The sequence below is a fragment of the Parvimonas sp. D2 genome, from assembly GCF_035282635.1.
GTDB lineage: Bacteria > Bacillota > Clostridia > Tissierellales > Peptoniphilaceae > Parvimonas.
In genome coordinates this window covers 1-21,994 of the sequence record NZ_JAYKBO010000005.1, presented here as the reverse complement: position 1 = coordinate 21,994, position 21,994 = coordinate 1, and the positions used below count along the sequence as shown (strand labels likewise).

The window sequence follows — 21,994 nt, the reverse complement described above, 5'->3', positions numbered from 1 at the left end:
AAAATTGGAGTAATTTATGATTTATGTTGATATTGAAAAAAGTTTTGGCAAATTTAATTTAAGAACTAAATTTGAATTTGACAATGAAATAATGGGACTTTTAGGGGCTTCAGGAAGCGGAAAAAGTCTTACTTTAAAATGTATTGCAGGAATTGAAAAACCCGATAAAGGAAGAATTGTATTAAATGATAGAGTTCTATTCGACTCTGAAAAAAAGATAAATGTTTCTCCAAAGGATAGAAAAATAGGTTATTTATTTCAAGACAATGCCCTTTTTCCTAATATGAATGTCTATGAAAATATTAAAGTGGGTATAAGAGAAGGAGAAAATTTTGATAAATTAATTATGGAAAAACTTGAAGAAATGAGGATTTCTCATTTAAAAGATAAAAAAATAAATGAAATTTCTGGCGGAGAAAAACAGAGAGTTGCTCTTGCGAGATTACTTATAAACAAGCCGGAAATTATCCTTTTAGATGAGCCTTTTTCTGCCTTAGATGACTATTTAAAATGGAAAATAGAATTGGAAGTTTCTGAAGTTTTAAGAAAATACAAAATTCCTACAATTTTAGTTTCACATAGTAGAGAAGAAGTCTATAGACTTTGTAATGAAATTTGTGTAATGTGCAAAGGGAAAAGCGAAGAGCTTATGAAAAAGAAAGAGCTTTTTAAAAATCCAAAAACTTTTTCTTCCTGCCTTATTTCAGGTTGTAAAAACTTTTCTGAAATTGAAAAAATTTCAGAAAATAGACTTATTGCAAAAGACTGGAATGTTGAGCTTGAAACTAACGATGTGATTTTAGAAAATCATAAAGTTTTAGGAGTTCGTGCACATTTTATCGAATTTGTAAAATCAGAAGAAAACTCATTTGAAGTTGAAATCGACAAGGTTATTGAGGATGTTTTTACTTTTATAATCCTAGTTCGTAAAAAAGGTGCAAGAAAATCCATAAGAGTTGAAGTAACTAAAGACATTTGGGAAAAGGTGGAAAGACAAGAACATATTTATATAACATTAAAAAAGGAAGATTTAATTTTGTTGGAAGCAGAAAATAATTAAAAATCTAGATAGGAGATTATATGAAAGATAGATTTGGAAGAAATATCACCTACCTTAGAATTTCAGTTACTGATTTATGTAATCTAAGATGCAAATACTGTATGCCTGAAAGTGGGGTTGAAAGTCTTTGTCACAGTGATATTCTATCCATTGAAGAAATTGTTGAAATAGTTAAAGTCGCATCGAAAAACGGAATAAAAAAAATTAGGTTGACAGGCGGGGAACCTTTGGTTCGTCGCGGTTTTATTAATTTGTGTAAACAGATTTCCGAAATTAATGAAATTGAAGATATTGCAATAACTACAAATGGAGTTTATCTAAAAGAGATGGCAGATGAACTTTTTGAAAATAAAGTTAGAAGAATAAATTTTAGCCTTGACACTTTGATAAAAGAAAAGTACAATGATATAACAAGGAGAAATGATTTTGATAAGACTATGGAGAGTCTTTTTTATGCTATAAAAAAGGGCTTTAAGGTCAAGATAAATGTAGTTCTAATCGGTGGCTTTAATGATGATGAAATAGAAGACTTTGTAAATTTAGCAAATAAATACGATTTGGAAGTTCGTTTTATAGAGCTTATGCAAATCGGAGAAACTGCAAATTGGTCTAAGGATAAGTTCATTTCAAACAAAATTGTTTTAGAAAAAGTTCCAAAATTGGAGTTCGACGGAGTTTCAGGAGTTGCAAAAATCTATAAGATAAAGGGACAAAAAGGTAGAATAGGACTCATAAGCCCTATAAGTTGTTCATTCTGTGAAGATTGCAATCGTATAAGATTAACAAGTGATGGAAAACTAAAACCTTGCCTACATTCAAAAGATGAAATAAATCTTAAAGGCTTGAGTGGAGAAGAACTTGAAGAAGTTTTCAAGAGAGGAATTTATGAAAAACCTGAAAAACATCATCTTGAAGACGGAAAGAGTGAAAGTGCAAGAGATATGAATAAAATTGGAGGTTAAAATGGAAGAAAAAGTTTTAACTCATATTAATGATCAAGGCCGAGCGAAAATGGTCGATGTTGGAGAAAAAGAAAAGACAAAGAGAATTGCCAAAGCTTTTTCAAAAGTTAAATTAAATGAAGAAACTTTTAATATAGTTGTAAATGGAAAAGCTAAAAAGGGTGATGTTTTAGCTGTTTCTCAAGTCGCCGGAATTATGGGAGCAAAAAAGACTTCCGATATAATTCCAATGTGCCATCCGATAAACTTAGTAGGTGTTGACATTGAATTTAATATGGATTATGAAAACTTTGAAATAGAAATAATTGCCACAACTAAATGTGTCGGGGAAACTGGAGTTGAAATGGAAGCACTGTCAGCAGTTTCAATAGCTGCTCTAACGATATATGATATGTGTAAGGCAGTTCAAAGAGATATTGAAATAACGGATATTAAATTATTGGAAAAATCAGGTGGGAAAAGCGGAGATTTTGTGAGGAGTAAGTAATGAAAGTTTTAGCAGTAAGTATAAGTGAAAGAAAGGGAATAAAAAAACATCCCGTAGAGTACATAGAATTAATTGAAGATTACGGAATAGACGGCGATGCACATGCAGGAAAATGGCATAGACAAGTAAGTTTGCTTGGAGTTGAAAGTATGGAAACGATGAAAGAAAAACTTCCTACCCTTTCAGCAGGAGACTTTGCAGAAAACATCTTAACTGAAGGAATTGTCCTTTACAAATTACCGATTGGAACAATCTTAAAGGTAGGAGAATGTATTCTTGAAGTTACACAAATAGGAAAAGAATGTCATCTAGGCTGTGAAATCAGACATATTGTTGGCGACTGTGTTATGCCAAGAGAGGGAATTTTCACAAAAGTAATAAAAGGTGGAAAGATAAAAGCCGACGATAAAATTGAAATCGTAGAAAAATAAATTAAACTTAAGACATCTAAAATTTAGATGTCTTTTTTATTGTGAAACAACAAGGTTCGCGGGTACCCAGCCGATGCAAAGCATCGTGGAAGGGAGGGGTTATTATTGTGAAACAACAAGGTTCGCGGGTACCCAGCCGATGCAAAGCATCGTGGAAGGGAGGGGTTATTATTGCGAAGCAACAAGGTTCGCGGGCATCCAGCCGATGCAAAGCATCGTGGAAGGGTGTGGTTATTATTGCGAAGCAACAAGGTTCCCGGGCACCCAGCCGATGCAAAGCATCGTGGAAGGGTGGGGTTCTTATAAAATTTTTATGAAAATTTAAGAAATTAATTTCACAAATTTTTTTAATTAGTTCAAAAAATCACAAAAAATTCTTTGATTAACTTTCTACAATCTGTAAAATTATTCAAAATTTCATTTTTGTATGGGATATCTTAAATCAATATAATTGGTTTAACACTTAATGTAGTATATTACAAAAGTTATGACAAAATAAAAATAAGAAAAGAATAACAAAAAGATATTATATATTTTAGATTATTTTCATAAAAAAGCATAATTATACATTTTTGAAATTACCTGCTATTTAGAATAATAAACTTTAAAAATGTTTTCAAGGTACTTGATTATTAATTTTAAATATTGTATAATTATAATTGAATTTATAACATAGATACATTGATTGTTAAAAATTGATTTATTTGTTAGGTTGATTTTTGTTTCATAAGGAATTATTTTTTAAACTTTTTATTCCTTTTCACTTTAGTTTTTTAAAAACGAATTTAGCTATCAAGATGTATTTATGCTTTTATAGAGAATAATACCAAAACACAAAGTTAGGGGGAGAGAATCAATGGATCAAAAGGAATTGCTTTTGGAAATTAAAGATTTACACACAAGTTTTAGAATCCGTGATGAATATTTTGACGCAGTTGATGGCGTTGATATGAAATTATTCTCTGATGAAATACTAGCTATAGTAGGAGAAAGTGGTTGCGGTAAATCGACTTTAGCTACTACTGTTATGGGTTTACACAATCCAAACTTCACTCGTTCAACAGGAGAAATTTTGTTTGAAGGAAAAAATTTAGTAGGTTTGTCAGAAAAAGAATTTAATGAAATTAGAGGGGAAGGGATTGGAATGATTTTCCAAGATCCGCTTTCAGCTTTAAATCCTTTACAAAGAATAGGAAAACAAATCGAGGAAGGTTTGATTTATCATACAAAAATGAATGCTGAAGAAAGAAAAGCGAGAGTTTTGGAATTGATTGAACAAGTAGGTATTCCTAATCCTCCTCGTGTTGCAAGACAATATCCACATGAATTATCAGGTGGTATGAGACAAAGAGTTATCATCGCAATTGCTCTTGCTTGTAAACCTAAGATTATTATTGCAGATGAACCAACAACTGCACTTGACGTAACAATTCAAGCTCAAATCTTAGACCTTTTAGTTCAAATTCAAAAGGAAATTAATGCAGGAATTATTTTGATTACTCACGATTTAGGAGTTGTTGCTCAACTTGCTGACAGAGTTTGTGTAATGTATGCTGGACAAATTGTAGAAGAAGCACCAGTTGTAGAATTATTTACAAATCCAAAGCATCCTTATACTAGAAGTTTGTTGAACAGTATTCCTCAAATGGACGCAGATGATGAAGATTTATATGTAATACAAGGGATGGTTCCTTCACTTAAAAATTTACCAAGACAAGGTTGTAGATTTAAGGCTAGAATCCCTTGGATAAGTGAAGAAGAACATGAAGAAAATCCTACAATGCATGAAGTATCACCAGGGCATTTAGTAAGATGTACTTGTTATAAGAATTTTCATTTTGATGAAAAGGGGGGTAATTAATGAGCTTTTTAGAAATTAAAGACTTAAAGGTTCACTATCCAATAAGAGGAGGCTTTTTCAATAGGATAATCGACCATGTTTTAGCTGTTGATGGCGTAGATATGGTTATTGAAAAGGGAAAGACTTATGGACTTATCGGAGAAAGTGGTAGTGGTAAAAGTACTATCGGTAAAGCTATAATTGGTCTTGAAAAAATTACAAGTGGAGAAGTTATTTTTGAAGACAAAAAACTTACTAAAAGAATGGTAAGAAAAGATAAAGAGTTTACAAGGGATGTTCAAATGATTTTCCAAGATAATATGGCGAGTTTAGACCCTAAGAAAAGAGTTATTGACATCATTGCAGAGCCCTTAAGAAACTTCGAAAAGATGACTGTAACAGAAGAAAGAAAAAGAGTTTTAGAACTATTAGATATAGTTGGTATGCCTGAAGATGCATTATACAAATATTCATTCGAATTTTCAGGTGGACAAAGACAAAGAATAGGGGTTGCTAGAGCAATAAGTTTAAATCCTAAACTTATCATAGCTGACGAACCTGTTTCAGCACTTGACCTTTCAGTTCAAGCACAAGTTTTGAACTTTATGAAAAAGATTCAAAAAGATTTAGGATTATCTTACCTTTTCATTTCTCACGACCTTGGTGTTGTAAAACATATGTGTGATTACATAAATATTATGTACAGAGGAAGACTTGTAGAAAGAGGAACAAAGGAAGATATTTACAAAGATCCACAACATATCTACACTAAGAGATTAATTGCAGCGATTCCTGAAACTGATCCTAGAATTAAGGAACAATTAATTGCAAACAGACTTAGAGTAGAAGAAGAATATAAAGAATTAGAAAAAGAATATTATGATGAAAATGGTAAAGTATTTGATTTGATTAAACTTACAGATACTCACTATGTAGCAAAAAAGGAGGTAAAATAATATGTGGAAAACCGTATTAAAGAGATTTCTTTTAATGATACCTCAATTAGTAATATTAAGCCTTCTTGTATTTATTTTGGCTAAGATGATGCCAGGGGATCCATTCTCTGGACAAATTACACCAACAACTGATCCTAAACAAATAGAAGCTTTAAGAATAAAATATGGTTTCTATGATCCATGGTACCAACAATATTGGAGATGGATTACTAATATAATGCATGGAGATTTTGGTACTAGTTATACATTTAAGTTACCAGTATCTACTCTTTTAGCTCAAAGAGTTAGCAATACATTTTGGTTAGCTTTACTTTGTGTAATATGTTCATATGCCGTTTCATTACCACTTGGTATGATATCAGGTAGATATAGTGGAGGCAAGTTTGATAGAGCAGTTACATTGTATAACTTCGTAACTTATGCGATTCCAGGTTATATCTTCTACTTAGTTATGATTTTAGTATTTGGTTATACATTACATTGGTTCCCAGCATCTGGTTCTGTTGATGCTGGTGTTACGGGTTTTGCCTATGTAATAAGTAGATTTAGACATATGATATTACCTGCAATATGTTATACTTTAATTGCTACAACAGTAACAGTTCAATATTTGAGAAATGAAGTTATAGATGCTAAAAGTTCAGACTATGTAAGAACTGCAAGAAGTAAGGGAGTTCCTATAGATAAAGTTTATTCACATCATATCTTTAGAAATTCTGTTTTGCCAATAGCCGCATTCTTTGGTTTTACATTAACAGGACTTATTTCAGGTTCTGTATTTATGGAAACAATCTTTAGTTATCCTGGAATGGGTAAATTATTCTTTGAATCAATTTCATCAAGAGATTATTCATTGTTAACAGCATTAATTATGATTTACGGATTTATGACTCTACTTGGAAGTTTGTTATCAGACATCATTATGAGTATAGTTGATCCAAGAATAAGAATAGACTAATAGGGGGAGTGATAAAATGAGTAAGAAAAAAGAAATGGAAAAAGATGCTTCCCTACATAATCAAGAAATTACACCAAGTGCTTTTCACGTAATTGTTAGGGAATTTAGAAAAGACAAATTAGCGACATTTTCACTTTTAGTATTTATTACGATAATATTAGTAGTGTTTATAGGAAGTTTGTTCTTCAATTTAGAAGAAGTAATGAAAGTAAATCTTATGGAATCATTCCTAAGACCAGGAGAAGGTGGACATTTGCTAGGAACTGACCAAGCAGGACGACCACTTTTAGGACAACTTTTCCTTGGAACTAGGAATTCAATCCTTATAGGTGTATCAGTAACTATTTTAACTAATTTAATTGGTATAATAGTTGGTTTGATTATCGGATACTATGGTGGTATAGTTGATAATATCATCATGAGAATTATAGACTTTATTCAAGTATTACCAATTCTTATGCTTATTATCGTATTCATAACATTAGTTCCTAGATACAATGTATTTACATTCGTAATCATAATGACTGTATTCTACTGGGTTGGTATTGCAAGACTTGTAAGATCAAAAGCTCTTTCTGAAGGAAGACGTGATTATATAAGTGCTTCTAAGACAATGGGAACACCAGCTTGGAAGATAATGTTCGGTGGAATCTTACCAAATATCAGCTCAATTCTTATAATTAGTTTTATCTTAGATTTAGCTGGTAATATGGGAATTGAAATCGGACTTACATTCCTTGGTTTCGGTTTACCAGATGGAATACCTTCACTTGGAACACTAATCAACAAGGCATTGGATCCTATAGTTTTAAGAGATAGAATGTACATTTGGTTACCTGCATCATTATTAGTACTTGTACTAATGCTTTCAATTAACTATGCTGGACAAGCATTAAGAAGAGCATCAGATGCAAAACAAAGATTAGGTTAGAAATAATTTAACATAAAAAATTAAGCGTAGAGTGTTCTACGCTTTTTTTGTTGTGAAACCATTATATAAAAAAGATATATCGTAAATATTTATTATAAAAAGGTGCAAAAATCTGTTTACAAGCATCATTTAATATGATATAATTTAATTACAGTATTAATTTAATTAAATGCTGTGAGTAATTTATTTAAAGGAGGATTGCCAATGAAGAGATTTATTAAATATTTGTTAGTTTGTTGTTGTGTATTAGCTTTTTCAGGATATGTTTATTCTGAATGTATAACTTATGAAGAAATGAAACCTTTTACAAATAGAGACTATTTTTCCTATAAGGGATATCTTAGAATTTATTTAAATTCTACAGCAGTAGAATATAATAGAGAGGAAGATACTCTAAAGGTTGCAAAAAAACATGCTGATTTTATAGAAATAGATACAGAAGGAGAAGATGAAAAAGGAGCTTATTCAATTCCTAAACTATATTACAATCCAAGAATAATTGAGAAAAATGGTAAAAAATATATAACAGCAGATGGAATTCCTGAAGACATCTTAATAAAAGACAAAAATTTATTAGTTATTGAATCAAAGAAACTTGAATATAATTTTGTTGATTTATTCGGAGATGCAGATTAAAATAAAATCAAAAAAAATGGATGCTTTTGCATCCATTTTTTGTTTAGGAAAGTTAAATATCACAGCAAGTTAATTTATCTTTATAAAAATTGGGAGGATTTAAAAGGACCAATAACTATACTGTTAATATGTAAAATGTGGTAGCGAAGAAAAGGAAAACTTATGGGAGGAGTTTATTATCTTTAAACACTACCACACAGTTTATATATACCATAAAAATCAATTTTAAAACACAAAAAAATTTATTATTAAACATATTTAGCTGTGAAATTAAAACTGTACTATAATAAAATATGATAAAAGGCAAAAAAATAAAAACATAGTGATTTAATTTTCTATGAAATTCTTGCATTTTTTTTAGAATTTTTACTTATAGGAAAAAATTTTTAAGCTTCATATCATATATTAAGTGGTTACAATTTCTTATATATTATCTCGAACACGGTTAATCTAGCCCTAACTTTGTTTACTTGTAAACAAAAGTAGGTCTGACGGGGTAATTGTATCGTTAGATACAATTGATCTGGAAATCTCATACTATTGCTTGATGGCAAGCAATAGTATTTCTGAAAGAAATCAAAAATACAATTTATATATGTATCTTCGATATATTAAACAAAAAACTCCACTTGTGTGGAGTTTAGTCAATTCTTATTTTTTGCTGTCTTTATATAAATCCGGTAAGCATCTATAATTTACATTATCTTCTTCGTCTAAAATTGTATTTTCATCTACAACAACTAGTTTATATTTAAAATCTTTGGCAACAATATATTTTTTGCCATCTCTTTCTTCGATTTTTACACCAGAATATTCTTTATTTTTACTTTTTTCATATTTATCTCTATTTTTTTCAATTTGTTCGGGATTTGTGTTAGGTTTAATTAGACTTGGGCCATGAAACATAAGTTTTGGAGACTTAAATTTTTCTTTTACTATAACCAATTGTGCTCCGCCATCTCCTTCATAAACCTTGTTTTCAATTTTTTTCAACATTCCTGTAGATGCACAAGAACATAATGCCAAAGAAACTAATAATAAACTAACAAGTTTTTTAAGTCTAGTCATAAAATCCTCCCTTTGTAAAATAACTATTTAAATACCTTTTACTTTATTATAAAAACAAAGTAAAACATTAATACTTTGACAAATACATTTTAACATATATTTAAACTTTAGTCAAGCAATTTCATAAATATAATTTTAGTATTTTATATGTAATATTCATAGTTTGATTGACTTTTTTTTATGTTTTTAGTATAATTATTTGAATAGTATTGTAGATTTTTAAGGAGAGATATTATGGACGAAAAAGAAATATTTTTAACCGCTGAAGGGTTAAAAAAATTGGAATTAGAATTAGAAGAATTAAAAACTGTAAAAAGACAAGAAATTGCAGAAAAAATAAAGATTGCTAGAGATTTTGGAGACCTTTCTGAAAACTCTGAATATGATGAAGCTAAAAATGAACAAGCTCAGATAGAAGAAAAAATAGTTAAACTTGACAATATGATTGCAAATGCAAAGATAATTGATGAAGTTGAATTAGATACAAAAACTGTAAATGTTGGTGCTACAGTTACTTTAGTTCAAGTTGAAAGCAAGAAAAAAATAGAATATACTATTGTAGGTTCTGCTGAAAGTAATCCACTTGAAGGAAAAATTTCAAATGAATCTCCGGTCGGTAGAGCTATTTTAGGAAAGAAAAAAGGAAATAAAGTTCAAGTACAATTACCTAACGGAAATGTTGTAGAATATAAAATACAAAATATTAAGGTAAATTAAGAGGTGATATAGTGGAAGAACAAAATTTAAATGAAATGCTCTTAGTTAGAAGACAAAAATTACAAGAGTTAGTTGATGCAGGAAAAGACCCACATGAGATAGAAAAGTTTGAAGGTACTATTTATTCAAAAGAGATAAAAGATAATTATGAAAATTATGAAGGAAAAGTTGTAAGACTTGCTGGTCGTATTAGAACAAAAAGAGGACATGGTAAAGTTTGTTTTATGGACTTGCAAGATTTTTCTGGAAAAATTCAACTTTTCAATAAGCTTGATGTTTTAGGCGAAAGTTATGAAGAAGTTAAGACTTTAGACATTGGAGATATTGTAGGGGTTGAAGGAGAAGTTTTCACAACTCATGCAGGAGAAATTTCAATAAGAAGTTCAAAGGTTGTCTTACTTACAAAATCTTTACAACTTTTACCAGAAAAGTTTCATGGCCTAAAAGATGTTGACTTAAGATATAGACAAAGATATGTAGATTTAATTGTAAATCCTGAAATCAAAGATGTTTTTGTTATGAGAAGTAAAATTATTTCTTCTATTAGAAAATATCTTGATAGTAGAGGATTCTTAGAAGTTGAAACACCTATTTTAAATACAATTGCCGGTGGAGCGAATGCAAGACCTTTTATAACTCATCACAATACTTTGGATATTGATATGTATCTTAGAATTGCAAATGAATTATATTTAAAGAGATTGATTGTAGGTGGTTTCGATAAAGTTTATGAAATGGGAAGAATGTTCAGAAATGAAGGTATGGATAAACTTCATAATCCTGAATATACTGCAATTGAATTATATCAAGCCTATGTTGACTATGAAGAAATGATGACACTTTGTGAAGAAATGGTTTATACTGTTTGTATGGAAGTTGTTGGAAAGTCTGAAGTTGAGTTACAAGGTAAAGTTATCGACTTTAAACCACCTTGGAGAAGAATTTCAATGGTTGACGCTGTAAAAGAATATGCAGGAGTTGATTTTGAAACAATTTTAACTGATGAAGAAGCAAGAAAGCTTGCTATTGAAAAGAAAATAGAAGTAACAGAACATACTACAAGAGGAGAAGTTATTTCTCTATTCTTTGAAGAATTTTGCGAAGAATATATGGTTCAACCTACTTTTGTTACTAAGCATCCTGTGGAAATCAGTCCACTTGCTAAGAGAGATCCTAAGGACAAGAGATATACTCAAAGATTTGAGGCTTTTGTAAATTGTGGAGAGATTGCAAATGCTTTTAGTGAATTAAATGATGCGATAGATCAAAAGCAAAGATTTTTAAAACAAGTTGAAGCCAGAGAAAATGGAGATGACGAAGCACAAATGATGGATTATGATTTCATCAATGCGCTTGAGATAGGTCTTCCACCAACAGGTGGTATGGGAATTGGAATTGATAGACTTATTATGTACTTGACTAATCAAGAATCTATAAGAGATGTATTACTTTTCCCAACAATGAAACCTATGGTTGAAAAGGATAGTGAATAGGAGTTCATTATGAAAAAAAGAAATTTAGTTGCGATTTGTTTAGTTTGTCTTTCTTTTGTTGGTTGTTCAAGTTTCCATACAGGAAAAGTTGTTGTAGACGATGAAAAGAAAGAAGATAAAGTTGAAAATGTTGAATATATTCTTGTTGATGAAGATGACAAAGAATCTTTAATTAAAAACATTAAAGAAGGCAAAGGTGCTGTTATAGATAAGAAGAAAAATTCATCTTCTGATAAGACTAATGAAAATACTGATAACAACAATAACAGTAATAATAGCAATAATAAAAATAACAGCAACAATAACAACAATAATAGAAATAATAATAACAATAATAACAATAATAGAAATAATAATAACAACAATAGATAGGACAGTGATTATATGAGAATAGAATTTTCTCCACCAGATATTACCCAATTAGAGATTGATGAAGTTGTTGATACTTTAAAATCAGGTTGGATAACAACTGGTCCGAAAACTAAAAGATTAGAACAAGAACTATCTGCTTTTACAAATACAGATAAAACAGTTTGTTTAAACTCTGCAACAGCTGCAATGGAGCTTACTTTAAGAGTTCTTGGAGTTGAAGAAGGAGATGAAGTTATAACTTGTGCATATACTTATACTGCATCTGCAAGTGTTATTCATCATGTTGGAGCAAAAATTGTCTTAGTTGATTGTAATAAAGAAGATAAGTTTATGGACTTAAAAGCTTTAGAAAATGCTATTACAGAAAAGACAAAGGTAATTATTCCAGTTGATTTGGCTGGGAAGCCTTGTAAATATGATGAAATTTTTGAAATTGTAGAAAAAAAGAAAGCCTTATTTAAGCCTAATAATAAATTACAAGAAAAAATCGGTAGAGTTATAGTTATGGCTGATGCCGCTCATTCACTTGGAGCTGTATATAAAGGCAAACCGAGTGGAAGTATTGCTGATTTTACTTGTTTTTCTTTCCATGCAGTTAAAAATTTTACTGTTGCTGAGGGTGGCTCAGTTACTTGGAATAGAGATTTAGGCTTGGATAATGATGAAATTTATAGAGAATTTCAACTTTTATCTTTGCATGGGCAATCAAAGGATGCTCTTTCAAAGATGAAACCTGGTTCTTGGGAGTATGATATTGTTGCTCCTAATTATAAATGCAATTTAACTGATATTGCTTCAGGTATTGGTTTAGCTCAGTTAAAGAGATATCCAAATCTGTTGAAAAGACGTTTTGAAATTGTAGAAAGATATAATAGAGGATTTGAAGGAACAAGAATTAAACCTTTTGTTCACTTTGAAGAAGATAGAAAATCTTGTTGTCATCTTTATATTGTAAATATCGATGGTGCAAGTGAAGAAGAGAGAAATGAAATAATTATAAAGATGGCTGAAAGAGGAATTTCAACTAATGTTCATTATAAGCCTTTGCCTATGCATACTGCTTATAAGAATTTAGGTTTTGACATCAAGGATTATCCAAATGCCTATGATAATTATAAATCAGAAATTACTTTGCCACTTCATACTTTATTGACAGATGAACAAGTTGATTATGTAATTGAAAATTTGAAGGCGTTGGTGTAGTTATGAAGATAAAAAAAGTCGTGATTCCAACTGCTGGACTCGCTACTAGAATGTTTCCTGCAACTAAAGGTGTTCCAAAGGCAATGTTGCCGATTTTTGACAAACCTACTTTACAATATGTTATTGAAGAAGTTGTAGAGGCAGGAATTGATGAGGTAATTCTTATTGTAAATGAAGATTATTTTACTATTGATAAGCATTTTAACTCTGAAATTGATCCAAGAGTTAAAAATTCGAATAATGTATCAAAAAGTGATATTGAATCTTTAGAAAAAATATTAGAATGTAAGATAAGTTTTATAATTCAAAAAGAACAAAAAGGATTGGGTCATGCAATTCTTTGTGCAAAAGAAGCAGTAAATGGCGAAGATTTTTCAGTTGTTTTGGGGGATGTTATAATTGATTGTAAAGACAGTTCATGCACAAAAGAGCTTGTTGATATTTATAACAGATACGGAAAAACAGTAGTAGGAGTTGAAGTTGTGCCTGATGAGAAAAGACACAATTATGGCATTTTGGAAGGAAAAGAAATCGAAAAAGATGTTTTTGACTCAACTAGACTTATAGAAAAGCCGAGTATTGATGAAACAAATTCAAATTTAGCGATGGTCGGAAGATACATTGTTAAAAATGAAATCTTTGAAATTCTTGAAAATCAAAAAGCAGGAAAAAATGGAGAAATACAATTTACAGACTCCTTAAATGAATTGACTTTAAAAGGAGATTTATTAGGATATAAATTTGACGGAAAAACTTATGACGTTGGAAATAAACTTGGAGTTCTGATTGCAAGTGTTGAATATGGCTTGAAAGATGAAACAAATAAAAATGCTATTAAGGAGTATTTGAAAGAATTAGTTTCATCGGATTTTAAAATGGGAGAATAATAATGGTCAGAAAAATATTTTTAATAATACTGGATATTATAGTTATAAATCTTTGCTACTATTTAGGATTTTTATTAAAATTTGACTGGCATATTCCTGCAAATTATTGGTATATGTATAGCAAATGGATAATTCCTATAGTTTTAATCAAAATTGTAGTTTTTGCTCTATTTGGATTATATAGAATAATGTGGAGATATGCTGATTTTAAAGAATTGTCTAGAATTTTTATGGCAATAGTTGTAGCAAATGTTCTAACAGGAATATTTTTGATTTCAATGAATGTAGGATTTCCGAGAAGTGTTATGGCACTTGTATTTGTAATTGATATGTTCTTTGTTACTGGTACAAGATATCTTTCAAAAGCTAGAAAAAATTTAGTTTTTTCAATCCCTGTTGAAAAACTTAAAAGAGTTTTAATAGTTGGTGCTGGAGATGCAGGGGTCTTAGTTCTTAATGAACTTAGAAAACATAAAGAATTAGGATATAAGGTTGTAGTTTTTATTGATGACGATAAAAATAAAATAGGAACAGAAATTTTAGGAATTCCAGTTGTTGGTGGAAAAGAAAAAATAATTTCAGCAATTAACGAATTTAGAATTGATGAAGTTATTTTGGCAATGCCTTCAGCAAATAGGGAAATTCAACAAGACATTTCAGATATTTGTTCAAAATTATCTATGAAGATTAAAATAATTCCTGGAATGTATGAATTAATTGATGATCAAAAATTAAATATAAGAGATTTAAGAGATGTTGAAATTGGAGATTTACTTGGACGTGATGAAGTTAAATTAGATCAAGAAGTCCTAAATGATTTCTTGAGAAATAAAACAGTCTTGGTAACAGGTGGAGGTGGTTCAATTGGCTCCGAGCTTTGTAGACAAATAGCGAAATTCAGTCCAAAAAGATTGATAATTTTAGACATCTACGAAAATAATGCCTATGAAATTCAAATGGAACTTGTAAGACATTATAAGGATTTGGATTTAGTTGTAGAAATTGAATCAATAAGAGATGCAGTAAGAATGGATATTATCTTTGGAAAATATAAACCGGATGTAGTATTTCATGCAGCTGCTCATAAACATGTTCCACTTATGGAAAACAGCTCAACTTCTGCAATTAAAAACAATGTTTTTGGAACATTAAATGTTCTAAGAGCTTGCGATAAGCACGGTGTTTCAAGATTCGTTTTAATTTCAACAGATAAAGCTGTAAATCCGACATCTGTAATGGGAACTACAAAGAGAATTTGTGAAATGTTAGTTCAAACATTTAACGAAAAATCCAAAACAGAATTTGTTGCAGTTAGATTCGGAAATGTATTGGGCTCAAACGGATCTGTAATTCCACTTTTCATCAATCAAATTAAAGAGGGTGGACCTGTTACAGTTACTCACGAAGATATAATAAGATACTTTATGACAATCCCTGAAGCTTGCCAACTTGTATTACAAGCAGGAGCAATCGCCAAAGGGGGAGAAATCTTTATACTTGATATGGGTGAACCAGTTAAGATACTTGATTTGGCAAAGAACCTTATTAGACTTTCTGGCTATGAACCTTATAAAGACATCGACATAAAGATTACAGGACTTAGACCGGGCGAAAAACTTTATGAAGAAATACTATTAAATATGGAAAATTCAGTTGCAACTGACTATGAAAAAATATTTATAGAAAAACCGATAGTTCACGATGTAGAAGCTTTAAAAGACGGACTTGAAAGACTTGATAAAGTTAAAAACACTCTGGATAAAAAAGAAATTACAGACATCTTAAAAGATATGGTTCCGACATTTAAACCTGATTTGTTGAATAAGTAAGAACCCCACCCTTCCACGATGCTTCGCATCGGATGGGTACCCGAGAACCTTGTTGCTTCGCAATAGAAACACTCCACCAAAAAGGTGGAGTTTTTTTGTGAAATCTTTTAAAAATGTATTGACAATATAGTTCTATTATTGTATAATAATCAAAGAAAATTTGACGGAGGTAAATTTTATGACAAATACAGTTCAAATGTCGGTTTTTAATAGCAAGAATAATTGTTTAATTGACTCTTCTGTTTTTGGTCTTAAATTTTCTCTTTTTAATAAACTTAGTAATTTAGCTAGGAATTCATTTTTTAAAAAATGTATTTCTAGCATTTTTTTTAAGTTTATAAAATTTCCTTTTATCAAAGTTGTTAAGGACTTTGTAAAGGAATTATATTTAATATTTTTCGTTAATATTTTAAATTTTAGGAAATAACTTTTAGTTATTTCCTTTTTTTGTGATTATGACAAAATGACTTAATAGGAGGGATTGTATGAAAGAATTTAGAAATTTAGTTAGTAGTGAGGACTTTTCTTGTGAAGAGTTGCTTGAACTTATGGAGTTAGGAGCAGAGATTTATAATAATCCTGAAAAATTTTCAGAAAAATGTAGGGGAAAAGTTTTAGCTTCATTATTTTTTGAACCGTCAACAAGAACAAGATTGAGTTTTGAAGCAGCTATGCTTAGACTTGGTGGAAGTTGTATAACTGTTCCGGATCCTAAAGTTTCATCAGCAACTAAGGGAGAAAGCCTACAAGATACAATAAAAACAGTGGGTTGTTATTCAGATATTATAGCTATGCGTCATCCTCATGAGGGTTCTGCAGAGCTTGCAAAAGAAGTTACACTTGTTCCTTTTATTAATGCGGGAGACGGTGGACATCAACATCCAACTCAAACTCTTACAGATTTACTTACAATTTCTCAATATAAGAAAAGTTTGGAAAATATGACTATTGGTCTTTGTGGGGACTTAAAATTCGGAAGAACTGTTCATTCACTTGTTAAGACACTTTCAAAGTTTAAGGGAAATAAATTTATCTTTATTTCACCTGTTGAGCTTGTTATTCCAGAATATATTAAGATGTATCTAAATGATCATAATGTAGAGTTTATTGAAGTTAGAACAATAGAAGAAGTTATGGATAAACTTGATATTCTATATATGACAAGAGTTCAAAGGGAAAGATTTTTCAATGAGGCTGATTATGTAAGGCTTAAAGATACTTACATTTTAGATAATAAGAAGATGAAAACAGCAAAGGATGATATGATAATTCTTCACCCATTGCCAAGAGTAAATGAAATTGCGACAGAAGTTGATGAAGATCCTAGAGCAAAGTATTTTAATCAAGTTAAATTCGGTATGATAATCAGAATGGCATTAATCTTAAAATTGTTGGAGGTAAAATAATGTTAAATATTAATAGTATTTCAAATGGAATTGTAATAGACCATATTAAACCGGGTCTTGGATATGAAATTTTTAAACTTTTAGAATTGGATAGTGCAGATTTTACAGTTGCACTTATAATGAATGCAGATTCTAAAAAATATGGCAAAAAAGACATGATAAAGATTGAAAATGTTATGGATATTGACCTTGCGATTTTAGGTTTAATCGACAAAGATTTGACTGTAAACATCATAGAAAATGAAAAAATCAAGGAAAAACTTTCAATGATTTTACCGGAAAAAGTAGAGGGTTTTATAAAATGTAAAAATCCACGTTGCATAACTTGCCACGAAAATGTTCCAAATAAATTTATATTAGTTAATAGAGAAAAGGGAATTTATAGATGTAATTACTGTGATAATTTGTATTCTTGTGGAGGACATAATGAAAAAAATAGTTAAAAATGCAATCTTGGTGGATAAAAATATAAATAGAGTCGGAGAGATAAAGATTGAAGATGGAAAGATTGTAGAGATTGGCAAAAATTTGAGTTTTGATGACAGTTTTGAAATTATAGATGCGAAGAGAAAGACTGTTATGCCTGCATTTGTGGATTTGCATGTGCATTTTAGAGATCCGGGTTTTACTTATAAGGAAGATTTAAAAACAGGCTCACTTTCAGCTTTAAGAGGTGGATATACAACTGTAAATACAATGGCAAACACAAAGCCGATTTGCGGTGATTTGGAAACTTATAATGATATAATGAAGAGAGCAAAGGAATTGGATTTAGTAGATATAAATCAAATAGTTGCAGTTACTAAAAATTTTGACGGAAAAAATTTGGTTGACTATTCAAAATTTGAAAATGCAAAATTTTTATCCGATGACGGTAAGGGTGTGCTTTCTGAAACTACAATGTACAGAGCGATTTTAGAGGTGAAAAAATACGATAAAATCATAATGATACATGCAGAAAGTGAACTTTCTCCAATTGATTACAGAATAGCGGAAGACCTTATGACTTTAAGGGATGTCTATCTTGCAAAGAGATTGGATGGAAGAATTCATCTTTGCCACATCAGTACAATCGACTCTTTGGAAGCTGTAAGACGTGGGAAAAAAGAGGGAGTAAAGGTTACTTGTGAAGTAACTCCACATCATATTGCACTTTGGGATAACTCCTACAGAGTAAATCCGCCGATAAGAGAAAAGGCAGATGTTGAGGCTTTAATAGATGGAATTTTGGATGGAACTGTTGATGCGATTGCAACGGATCATGCCCCACATACTGCAGAGGATAAGGCAAATGGAAGTCCGGGACTTGTTGGTCTTGAAACTGCATTTGCGATTTGTAATACAAAATTGGTTAAAGAGAGAAATATCGACATAAGAACTTTGTCAAAAGTAATGTCCTATGGTGGAGCTAATTTAATGGGAATTAAAAAAGGTCTTTTAAAAGAGGGATATTTTGCAGATTTGGTTATAGTTGATACTGATAAAAAAATTGTTGTAGATTCAAGTAAATTTGCATCAAAAGCAAAAAATACACCTTTTGATAAAATGGAACTTTACGGAGAAGTGCTTATGACAATTAAAGCGGGAGAAATTAAGTATAAAGGAGAATTTTAATGATAATAGATAGATTATATGAAGCAGTAAAAGAAAAAGGGTTTGTTTGTGTTGGACTTGACAGCCATTTAGACTATATTCCAAATTATATTAAAGAAAAGCACGAAAAAATTTCAGATATAATTTTTGAATACAATAAGACAATAATTGATGCAACAAGTGATATTGTAGCAATCTACAAACCACAAATTGCATATTATGAAGCAAACGGACTTGAAGGCCTTATTGCTTATCAAAGAACTTTAAGATATCTTAAAGAAAAGGGACTTTTAAGTATCGGAGATGTTAAAAGAGGGGATATTGCAAGTACTGCAAAGGAATATGCAAAGGCACATTTTAAAGGAGAGTTTGAAGCAGACTTTATAACTCTTAATCCATATATGGGAATGGACAGTATCACACCTTATTTAGATTATTTGAAAACAGGAGAAAAGGGAATTTTCGTTTTACTTAGAACTTCAAATGAGGGAGCAAAGGACATTGAATGTCTTGACTACAACGGAGAGGCTCTATATTTTAAAGTTGGAGATGAACTTAAAAAATTTGCTGATGAATTGACTTCTGAATGTGGATATTCCCCTTTGGGATTTGTCGTAGGAGCAACTCATAGTGAAGAAGCTAAGAAGATAAGAGAAAGATATAAAAATATTTTCTTCTTATTACCGGGATATGGAGCGCAAGGCGCAAAAGCAGAAGACATCAGAACTTACTTGAATGACTTTAACGGCGGAGTTGTAAACTCTTCAAGAGGAATTATAAAATACTATCAAAAATTTGAAGACGGCGAAGAAAGATTTGCTCATTATACAAGAGAAGCTGTTTTGAATATGAGGAAGGATATTTATGGAGAATAAATCATACGAAAAAGTTGAAATAATTTTAAATGAAAAAATCTCTGAAGGCATTTACAAAATGGATGTTAAGGGAGAATTTAAAGCTAAAGTCGGACAATTTTATATGGTTAAATGCTTTGAGGACGGGACTATGCTTCCCCGTCCGATAAGTATCTGCGATATGGAGGACAATAAATTAACTTTTCTTTATGCAGTTGTGGGAAAAGGGACAAAGATTATGTCTGAAAAGAAAGTAGGAGACAACATAGAAATTTTAGGACCGCTTGGTAACGGATTTCCGATTGATGAATATAAGGGCAAAAAAGTTGCTCTTGTTGCAGGGGGAATTGGAATTGCACCAATGCTATATCTTGCAAAGAAATTGGAAGCAGATGTGGATTTATATGCAGGCTTTAGAGATGAAATATATTTTACTGAAGAATTTAAGGAATTTACAAAAAATACATATATCGCAACAAATACGGGAAGTGTAGGACATAAGGGATTCATAACTGAAATAATAAAAGATGATTATGATGTAATTTATTGTTGCGGTCCAAATCCTATGATGAATTCTGTAAAAAATTTAGGCTTTGACATACCTGTCTATGTTTCTTTAGAGAGTAGAATGGGTTGTGGAATCGGGGCTTGTCTAGCTTGTAGTTGTAAAACTAAAAACGGAATGAAAAGAATTTGCAAGGAAGGTCCTGTATTTGAAGTTAAGGAGGTGAATTTTTAATGTTGGAAGTAGATATTTGTGGAGTTAAATTTAAAAACCCCGTTATCGGAGCGTCCGGAACTTTCGGATTCGGCAGAGAATATGCTGAATATATCGACTTAAACAGAATAGGCGGTATTTCTACAAAGGGACTTACTTTTGCAGGTAAGGACGGAAATACGGGAATTAGAATTTACGAAACACCTGCAGGGATAATGAACAGTATCGGACTTCAAAATCCTTCAGTACCGACTTTCATTGAAGAAGATTTACCTTTTATGGAAAGTTTTGATACACAGATTTTAGCAAACATTGGAGGTTCACAATTAGAGGATTATTTAAAATCTGTAGAACTTATCAATAAGACGAATATAAAAATAATTGAATTAAATATATCCTGTCCGAATGTAAAATCAGGTGGAATGGCTTTTGGAATAAAATGTGATATTGCAGAGGGAATCGTAAGAAAAGTTAGAGAAAATACGGATAAAGTCCTTATGGTAAAATTATCTCCAAATGCTGAAAATATAAAAGAAATGGCAAAAACTTGTGTTGAAGCGGGAGCGGATTGTCTTTCACTTGTTAATACATTTAATGCCTTGGCGATAGATATTTATAATAGAAAAGCAGTTTTTGACAATGTAACGGCAGGACTTTCAGGAGCTTGTATAAAACCGATAGCTCTTAGAATGGTAAGAGATGTCGCTTCGGTTGTAGATGTTCCAATTATCGGAATGGGTGGAATAATGAATTGGCAAGATGCGATTGAATTTATTATGGCTGGAGCAACTGCAATTCAAGTCGGAACAGCAAACTTTATCAATCCGAGAGTTATGATTGATATAATTGAAGGAATGGAAAAATTCTGTAAAGAACAAAATATAAAAAATTTAGAAGAAATTAGAGGAATTATTTAGGAGGAAATTATGGATCAAAGAGTATTGGAATTATTAAAAGAAAGTGAAGCATTATTAGAAGGACATTTCTTATTATCATCAGGAAAACATAGCGACAAATATGTTCAATGTGCAAAACTTTTGATGTATCCAGAAAAAGCTGAAGAAGTTTGTAAGGTAATTAAGAAAAAACTTGAAGATGCAAATGTAAAAGTTGATGCAGTAGTTGGACCTGCAATGGGTGGAATTGTAATTGCCTACGAATTGGGAAGAGCCTTGGGAGTAAGAGCGATGTTCACAGAAAGAGAAAATGAAATGATGACTTTAAGAAGAGGATTTTTCATAAATGAGGGAGAAAATGTGCTTGTAGTTGAAGACGTTGTTACAACGGGGAAATCTTCATTGGAAACAATAAAAGTTCTAAAAGAACATGGTGCAAATGTAGTTGGAATCGCTTCAATTGTTGATAGAACAAATGGAAAATCAAATATCGGATATCAACTTTTCCCTGCAATTTCCTTAAATGTTCAAGCATTTGACAAGGAGGATTGTCCACTTTGTAGAGAAGGAAAAATTGAACTAGTAAAACCGGGAAGCAGAAAAAAATTCTAAGCTATAAGAACCCCACCCTTCCACGATGCTTTGCATCGGGTGGGTACCCGGGAACCTTGTTGCTTCGCAATAACAACCCCACCCT

The 21,994-nt window shown here is 30.9% G+C and carries 23 protein-coding genes; 22 read left to right on the top strand and 1 reads right to left on the bottom strand.

Features of this window, described 5'->3' with window-relative positions; all coding sequences use genetic code 11:
* The first annotated feature begins 16 nt into the window (after positions 1–16).
* The 9 genes from VJI77_RS06020 to VJI77_RS05980 all read left to right on the top strand — a co-directional run bounded on the left by VJI77_RS06020 (position 17) and on the right by VJI77_RS05980 (position 8,261).
* Positions 17–1,060: a sulfate/molybdate ABC transporter ATP-binding protein gene (locus VJI77_RS06020; protein WP_323988737.1), complete on the top strand. Its 1,044-nt coding sequence runs from the start codon at positions 17–19 to the stop codon at positions 1,058–1,060.
* Positions 1,061–1,080: 20 nt separating this feature from the next.
* Positions 1,081–2,022 (top strand): GTP 3',8-cyclase MoaA, encoded by a 942-nt coding sequence (moaA, locus tag VJI77_RS06015; RefSeq protein ID WP_323988735.1) that lies wholly within the window; start codon positions 1,081–1,083, stop codon positions 2,020–2,022.
* 1 nt (position 2,023) lies between these two features.
* Complete coding sequence (gene moaC, locus VJI77_RS06010; RefSeq protein WP_323988734.1) at positions 2,024–2,509, top strand: cyclic pyranopterin monophosphate synthase MoaC; 486 nt, start codon at positions 2,024–2,026, stop codon at positions 2,507–2,509.
* Positions 2,509–2,940, top strand: coding sequence for an MOSC domain-containing protein (locus VJI77_RS06005; RefSeq protein ID WP_323988733.1), 432 nt, complete (start codon positions 2,509–2,511; stop codon positions 2,938–2,940). The genes moaC and VJI77_RS06005 overlap by 1 nt, the downstream gene beginning before the upstream one ends.
* A gap of 856 nt (positions 2,941–3,796) precedes the next feature.
* On the top strand, positions 3,797–4,801 hold the full coding sequence (locus VJI77_RS06000; protein ID WP_313961409.1) for an ABC transporter ATP-binding protein: 1,005 nt from the start codon (positions 3,797–3,799) through the stop codon (positions 4,799–4,801).
* Positions 4,801–5,736 carry an ATP-binding cassette domain-containing protein gene (locus tag VJI77_RS05995; RefSeq protein WP_323988732.1) on the top strand — a complete coding sequence of 312 codons (936 nt, stop codon included), beginning with the start codon at positions 4,801–4,803 and terminating at the stop codon, positions 5,734–5,736. The genes VJI77_RS06000 and VJI77_RS05995 overlap by 1 nt, the downstream gene beginning before the upstream one ends.
* A gap of 1 nt (position 5,737) precedes the next feature.
* Positions 5,738–6,694 (top strand): oligopeptide ABC transporter permease, encoded by a 957-nt coding sequence (gene opp4B / locus VJI77_RS05990; RefSeq protein WP_323988731.1) that lies wholly within the window; start codon positions 5,738–5,740, stop codon positions 6,692–6,694.
* Between the two features lie 16 nt (positions 6,695–6,710).
* Positions 6,711–7,625, top strand: a complete 915-nt coding sequence (locus VJI77_RS05985) for an ABC transporter permease (protein ID WP_313961412.1) — start codon at positions 6,711–6,713, stop codon at positions 7,623–7,625.
* A gap of 204 nt (positions 7,626–7,829) precedes the next feature.
* Positions 7,830–8,261 (top strand): hypothetical protein, encoded by a 432-nt coding sequence (locus tag VJI77_RS05980; protein WP_323988730.1) that lies wholly within the window; start codon positions 7,830–7,832, stop codon positions 8,259–8,261.
* 651 nt (positions 8,262–8,912) lie between these two features.
* Here VJI77_RS05980 and VJI77_RS05975 read toward each other — a convergent pair.
* Positions 8,913–9,329, bottom strand: a complete 417-nt coding sequence (locus VJI77_RS05975; protein WP_323988729.1) for a hypothetical protein — start codon at positions 9,327–9,329, stop codon at positions 8,913–8,915.
* Positions 9,330–9,563: 234 nt separating this feature from the next.
* Between VJI77_RS05975 and greA the strand changes: the two genes are divergently transcribed.
* The 13 genes from greA (at position 9,564) to pyrE (ending at position 21,909) form a co-directional block, all read left to right on the top strand.
* Positions 9,564–10,046 carry a transcription elongation factor GreA gene (greA, locus tag VJI77_RS05970; protein ID WP_009354343.1) on the top strand — a complete coding sequence of 161 codons (483 nt, stop codon included), beginning with the start codon at positions 9,564–9,566 and terminating at the stop codon, positions 10,044–10,046.
* Between the two features lie 35 nt (positions 10,047–10,081).
* Positions 10,082–11,539, top strand: a complete 1,458-nt coding sequence (gene lysS, locus VJI77_RS05965) for a lysine--tRNA ligase (RefSeq protein WP_323988816.1) — start codon at positions 10,082–10,084, stop codon at positions 11,537–11,539.
* 9 nt (positions 11,540–11,548) lie between these two features.
* Complete coding sequence (locus VJI77_RS05960; protein WP_323988728.1) at positions 11,549–11,911, top strand: hypothetical protein; 363 nt, start codon at positions 11,549–11,551, stop codon at positions 11,909–11,911.
* A 12-nt stretch (positions 11,912–11,923) separates the two neighbouring features.
* Positions 11,924–13,114 (top strand): DegT/DnrJ/EryC1/StrS family aminotransferase, encoded by a 1,191-nt coding sequence (locus tag VJI77_RS05955; RefSeq protein ID WP_313961646.1) that lies wholly within the window; start codon positions 11,924–11,926, stop codon positions 13,112–13,114.
* Between the two features lie 2 nt (positions 13,115–13,116).
* Positions 13,117–14,001, top strand: a complete 885-nt coding sequence (locus tag VJI77_RS05950; protein WP_323988727.1) for a UTP--glucose-1-phosphate uridylyltransferase — start codon at positions 13,117–13,119, stop codon at positions 13,999–14,001.
* Between the two features lie 2 nt (positions 14,002–14,003).
* Entirely contained in the window at positions 14,004–15,830 is a 1,827-nt protein-coding gene (locus tag VJI77_RS05945) for a polysaccharide biosynthesis protein (protein WP_323988725.1), read from the top strand.
* Positions 15,831–16,315: 485 nt separating this feature from the next.
* Positions 16,316–17,236 carry an aspartate carbamoyltransferase gene (gene pyrB, locus VJI77_RS05940; RefSeq protein ID WP_323988724.1) on the top strand — a complete coding sequence of 307 codons (921 nt, stop codon included), beginning with the start codon at positions 16,316–16,318 and terminating at the stop codon, positions 17,234–17,236.
* Positions 17,236–17,679: an aspartate carbamoyltransferase regulatory subunit gene (locus VJI77_RS05935; RefSeq protein ID WP_029949439.1), complete on the top strand. Its 444-nt coding sequence runs from the start codon at positions 17,236–17,238 to the stop codon at positions 17,677–17,679. The genes pyrB and VJI77_RS05935 overlap by 1 nt, the downstream gene beginning before the upstream one ends.
* Complete coding sequence (locus VJI77_RS05930; RefSeq protein ID WP_323988723.1) at positions 17,663–18,850, top strand: dihydroorotase; 1,188 nt, start codon at positions 17,663–17,665, stop codon at positions 18,848–18,850. The genes VJI77_RS05935 and VJI77_RS05930 overlap by 17 nt, the downstream gene beginning before the upstream one ends.
* A complete protein-coding gene (gene pyrF / locus VJI77_RS05925) occupies positions 18,850–19,704 on the top strand; it encodes an orotidine-5'-phosphate decarboxylase (protein ID WP_323988722.1) in 855 nt (284 codons plus the stop codon). Before VJI77_RS05930 ends, pyrF begins: the two co-directional genes overlap by 1 nt.
* The gene (locus VJI77_RS05920) at positions 19,694–20,422 is read left to right on the top strand and encodes a dihydroorotate dehydrogenase electron transfer subunit (protein ID WP_004832568.1); all 729 of its coding nucleotides are present in this window, start codon (positions 19,694–19,696) and stop codon (positions 20,420–20,422) included. The genes pyrF and VJI77_RS05920 overlap by 11 nt, the downstream gene beginning before the upstream one ends.
* On the top strand, positions 20,422–21,318 hold the full coding sequence (locus VJI77_RS05915) for a dihydroorotate dehydrogenase (RefSeq protein WP_323988721.1): 897 nt from the start codon (positions 20,422–20,424) through the stop codon (positions 21,316–21,318). Before VJI77_RS05920 ends, VJI77_RS05915 begins: the two co-directional genes overlap by 1 nt.
* Before the next feature lie 9 nt (positions 21,319–21,327).
* Positions 21,328–21,909: an orotate phosphoribosyltransferase gene (pyrE, locus tag VJI77_RS05910; RefSeq protein ID WP_323988720.1), complete on the top strand. Its 582-nt coding sequence runs from the start codon at positions 21,328–21,330 to the stop codon at positions 21,907–21,909.
* Positions 21,910–21,994 lie beyond the last annotated feature (85 nt).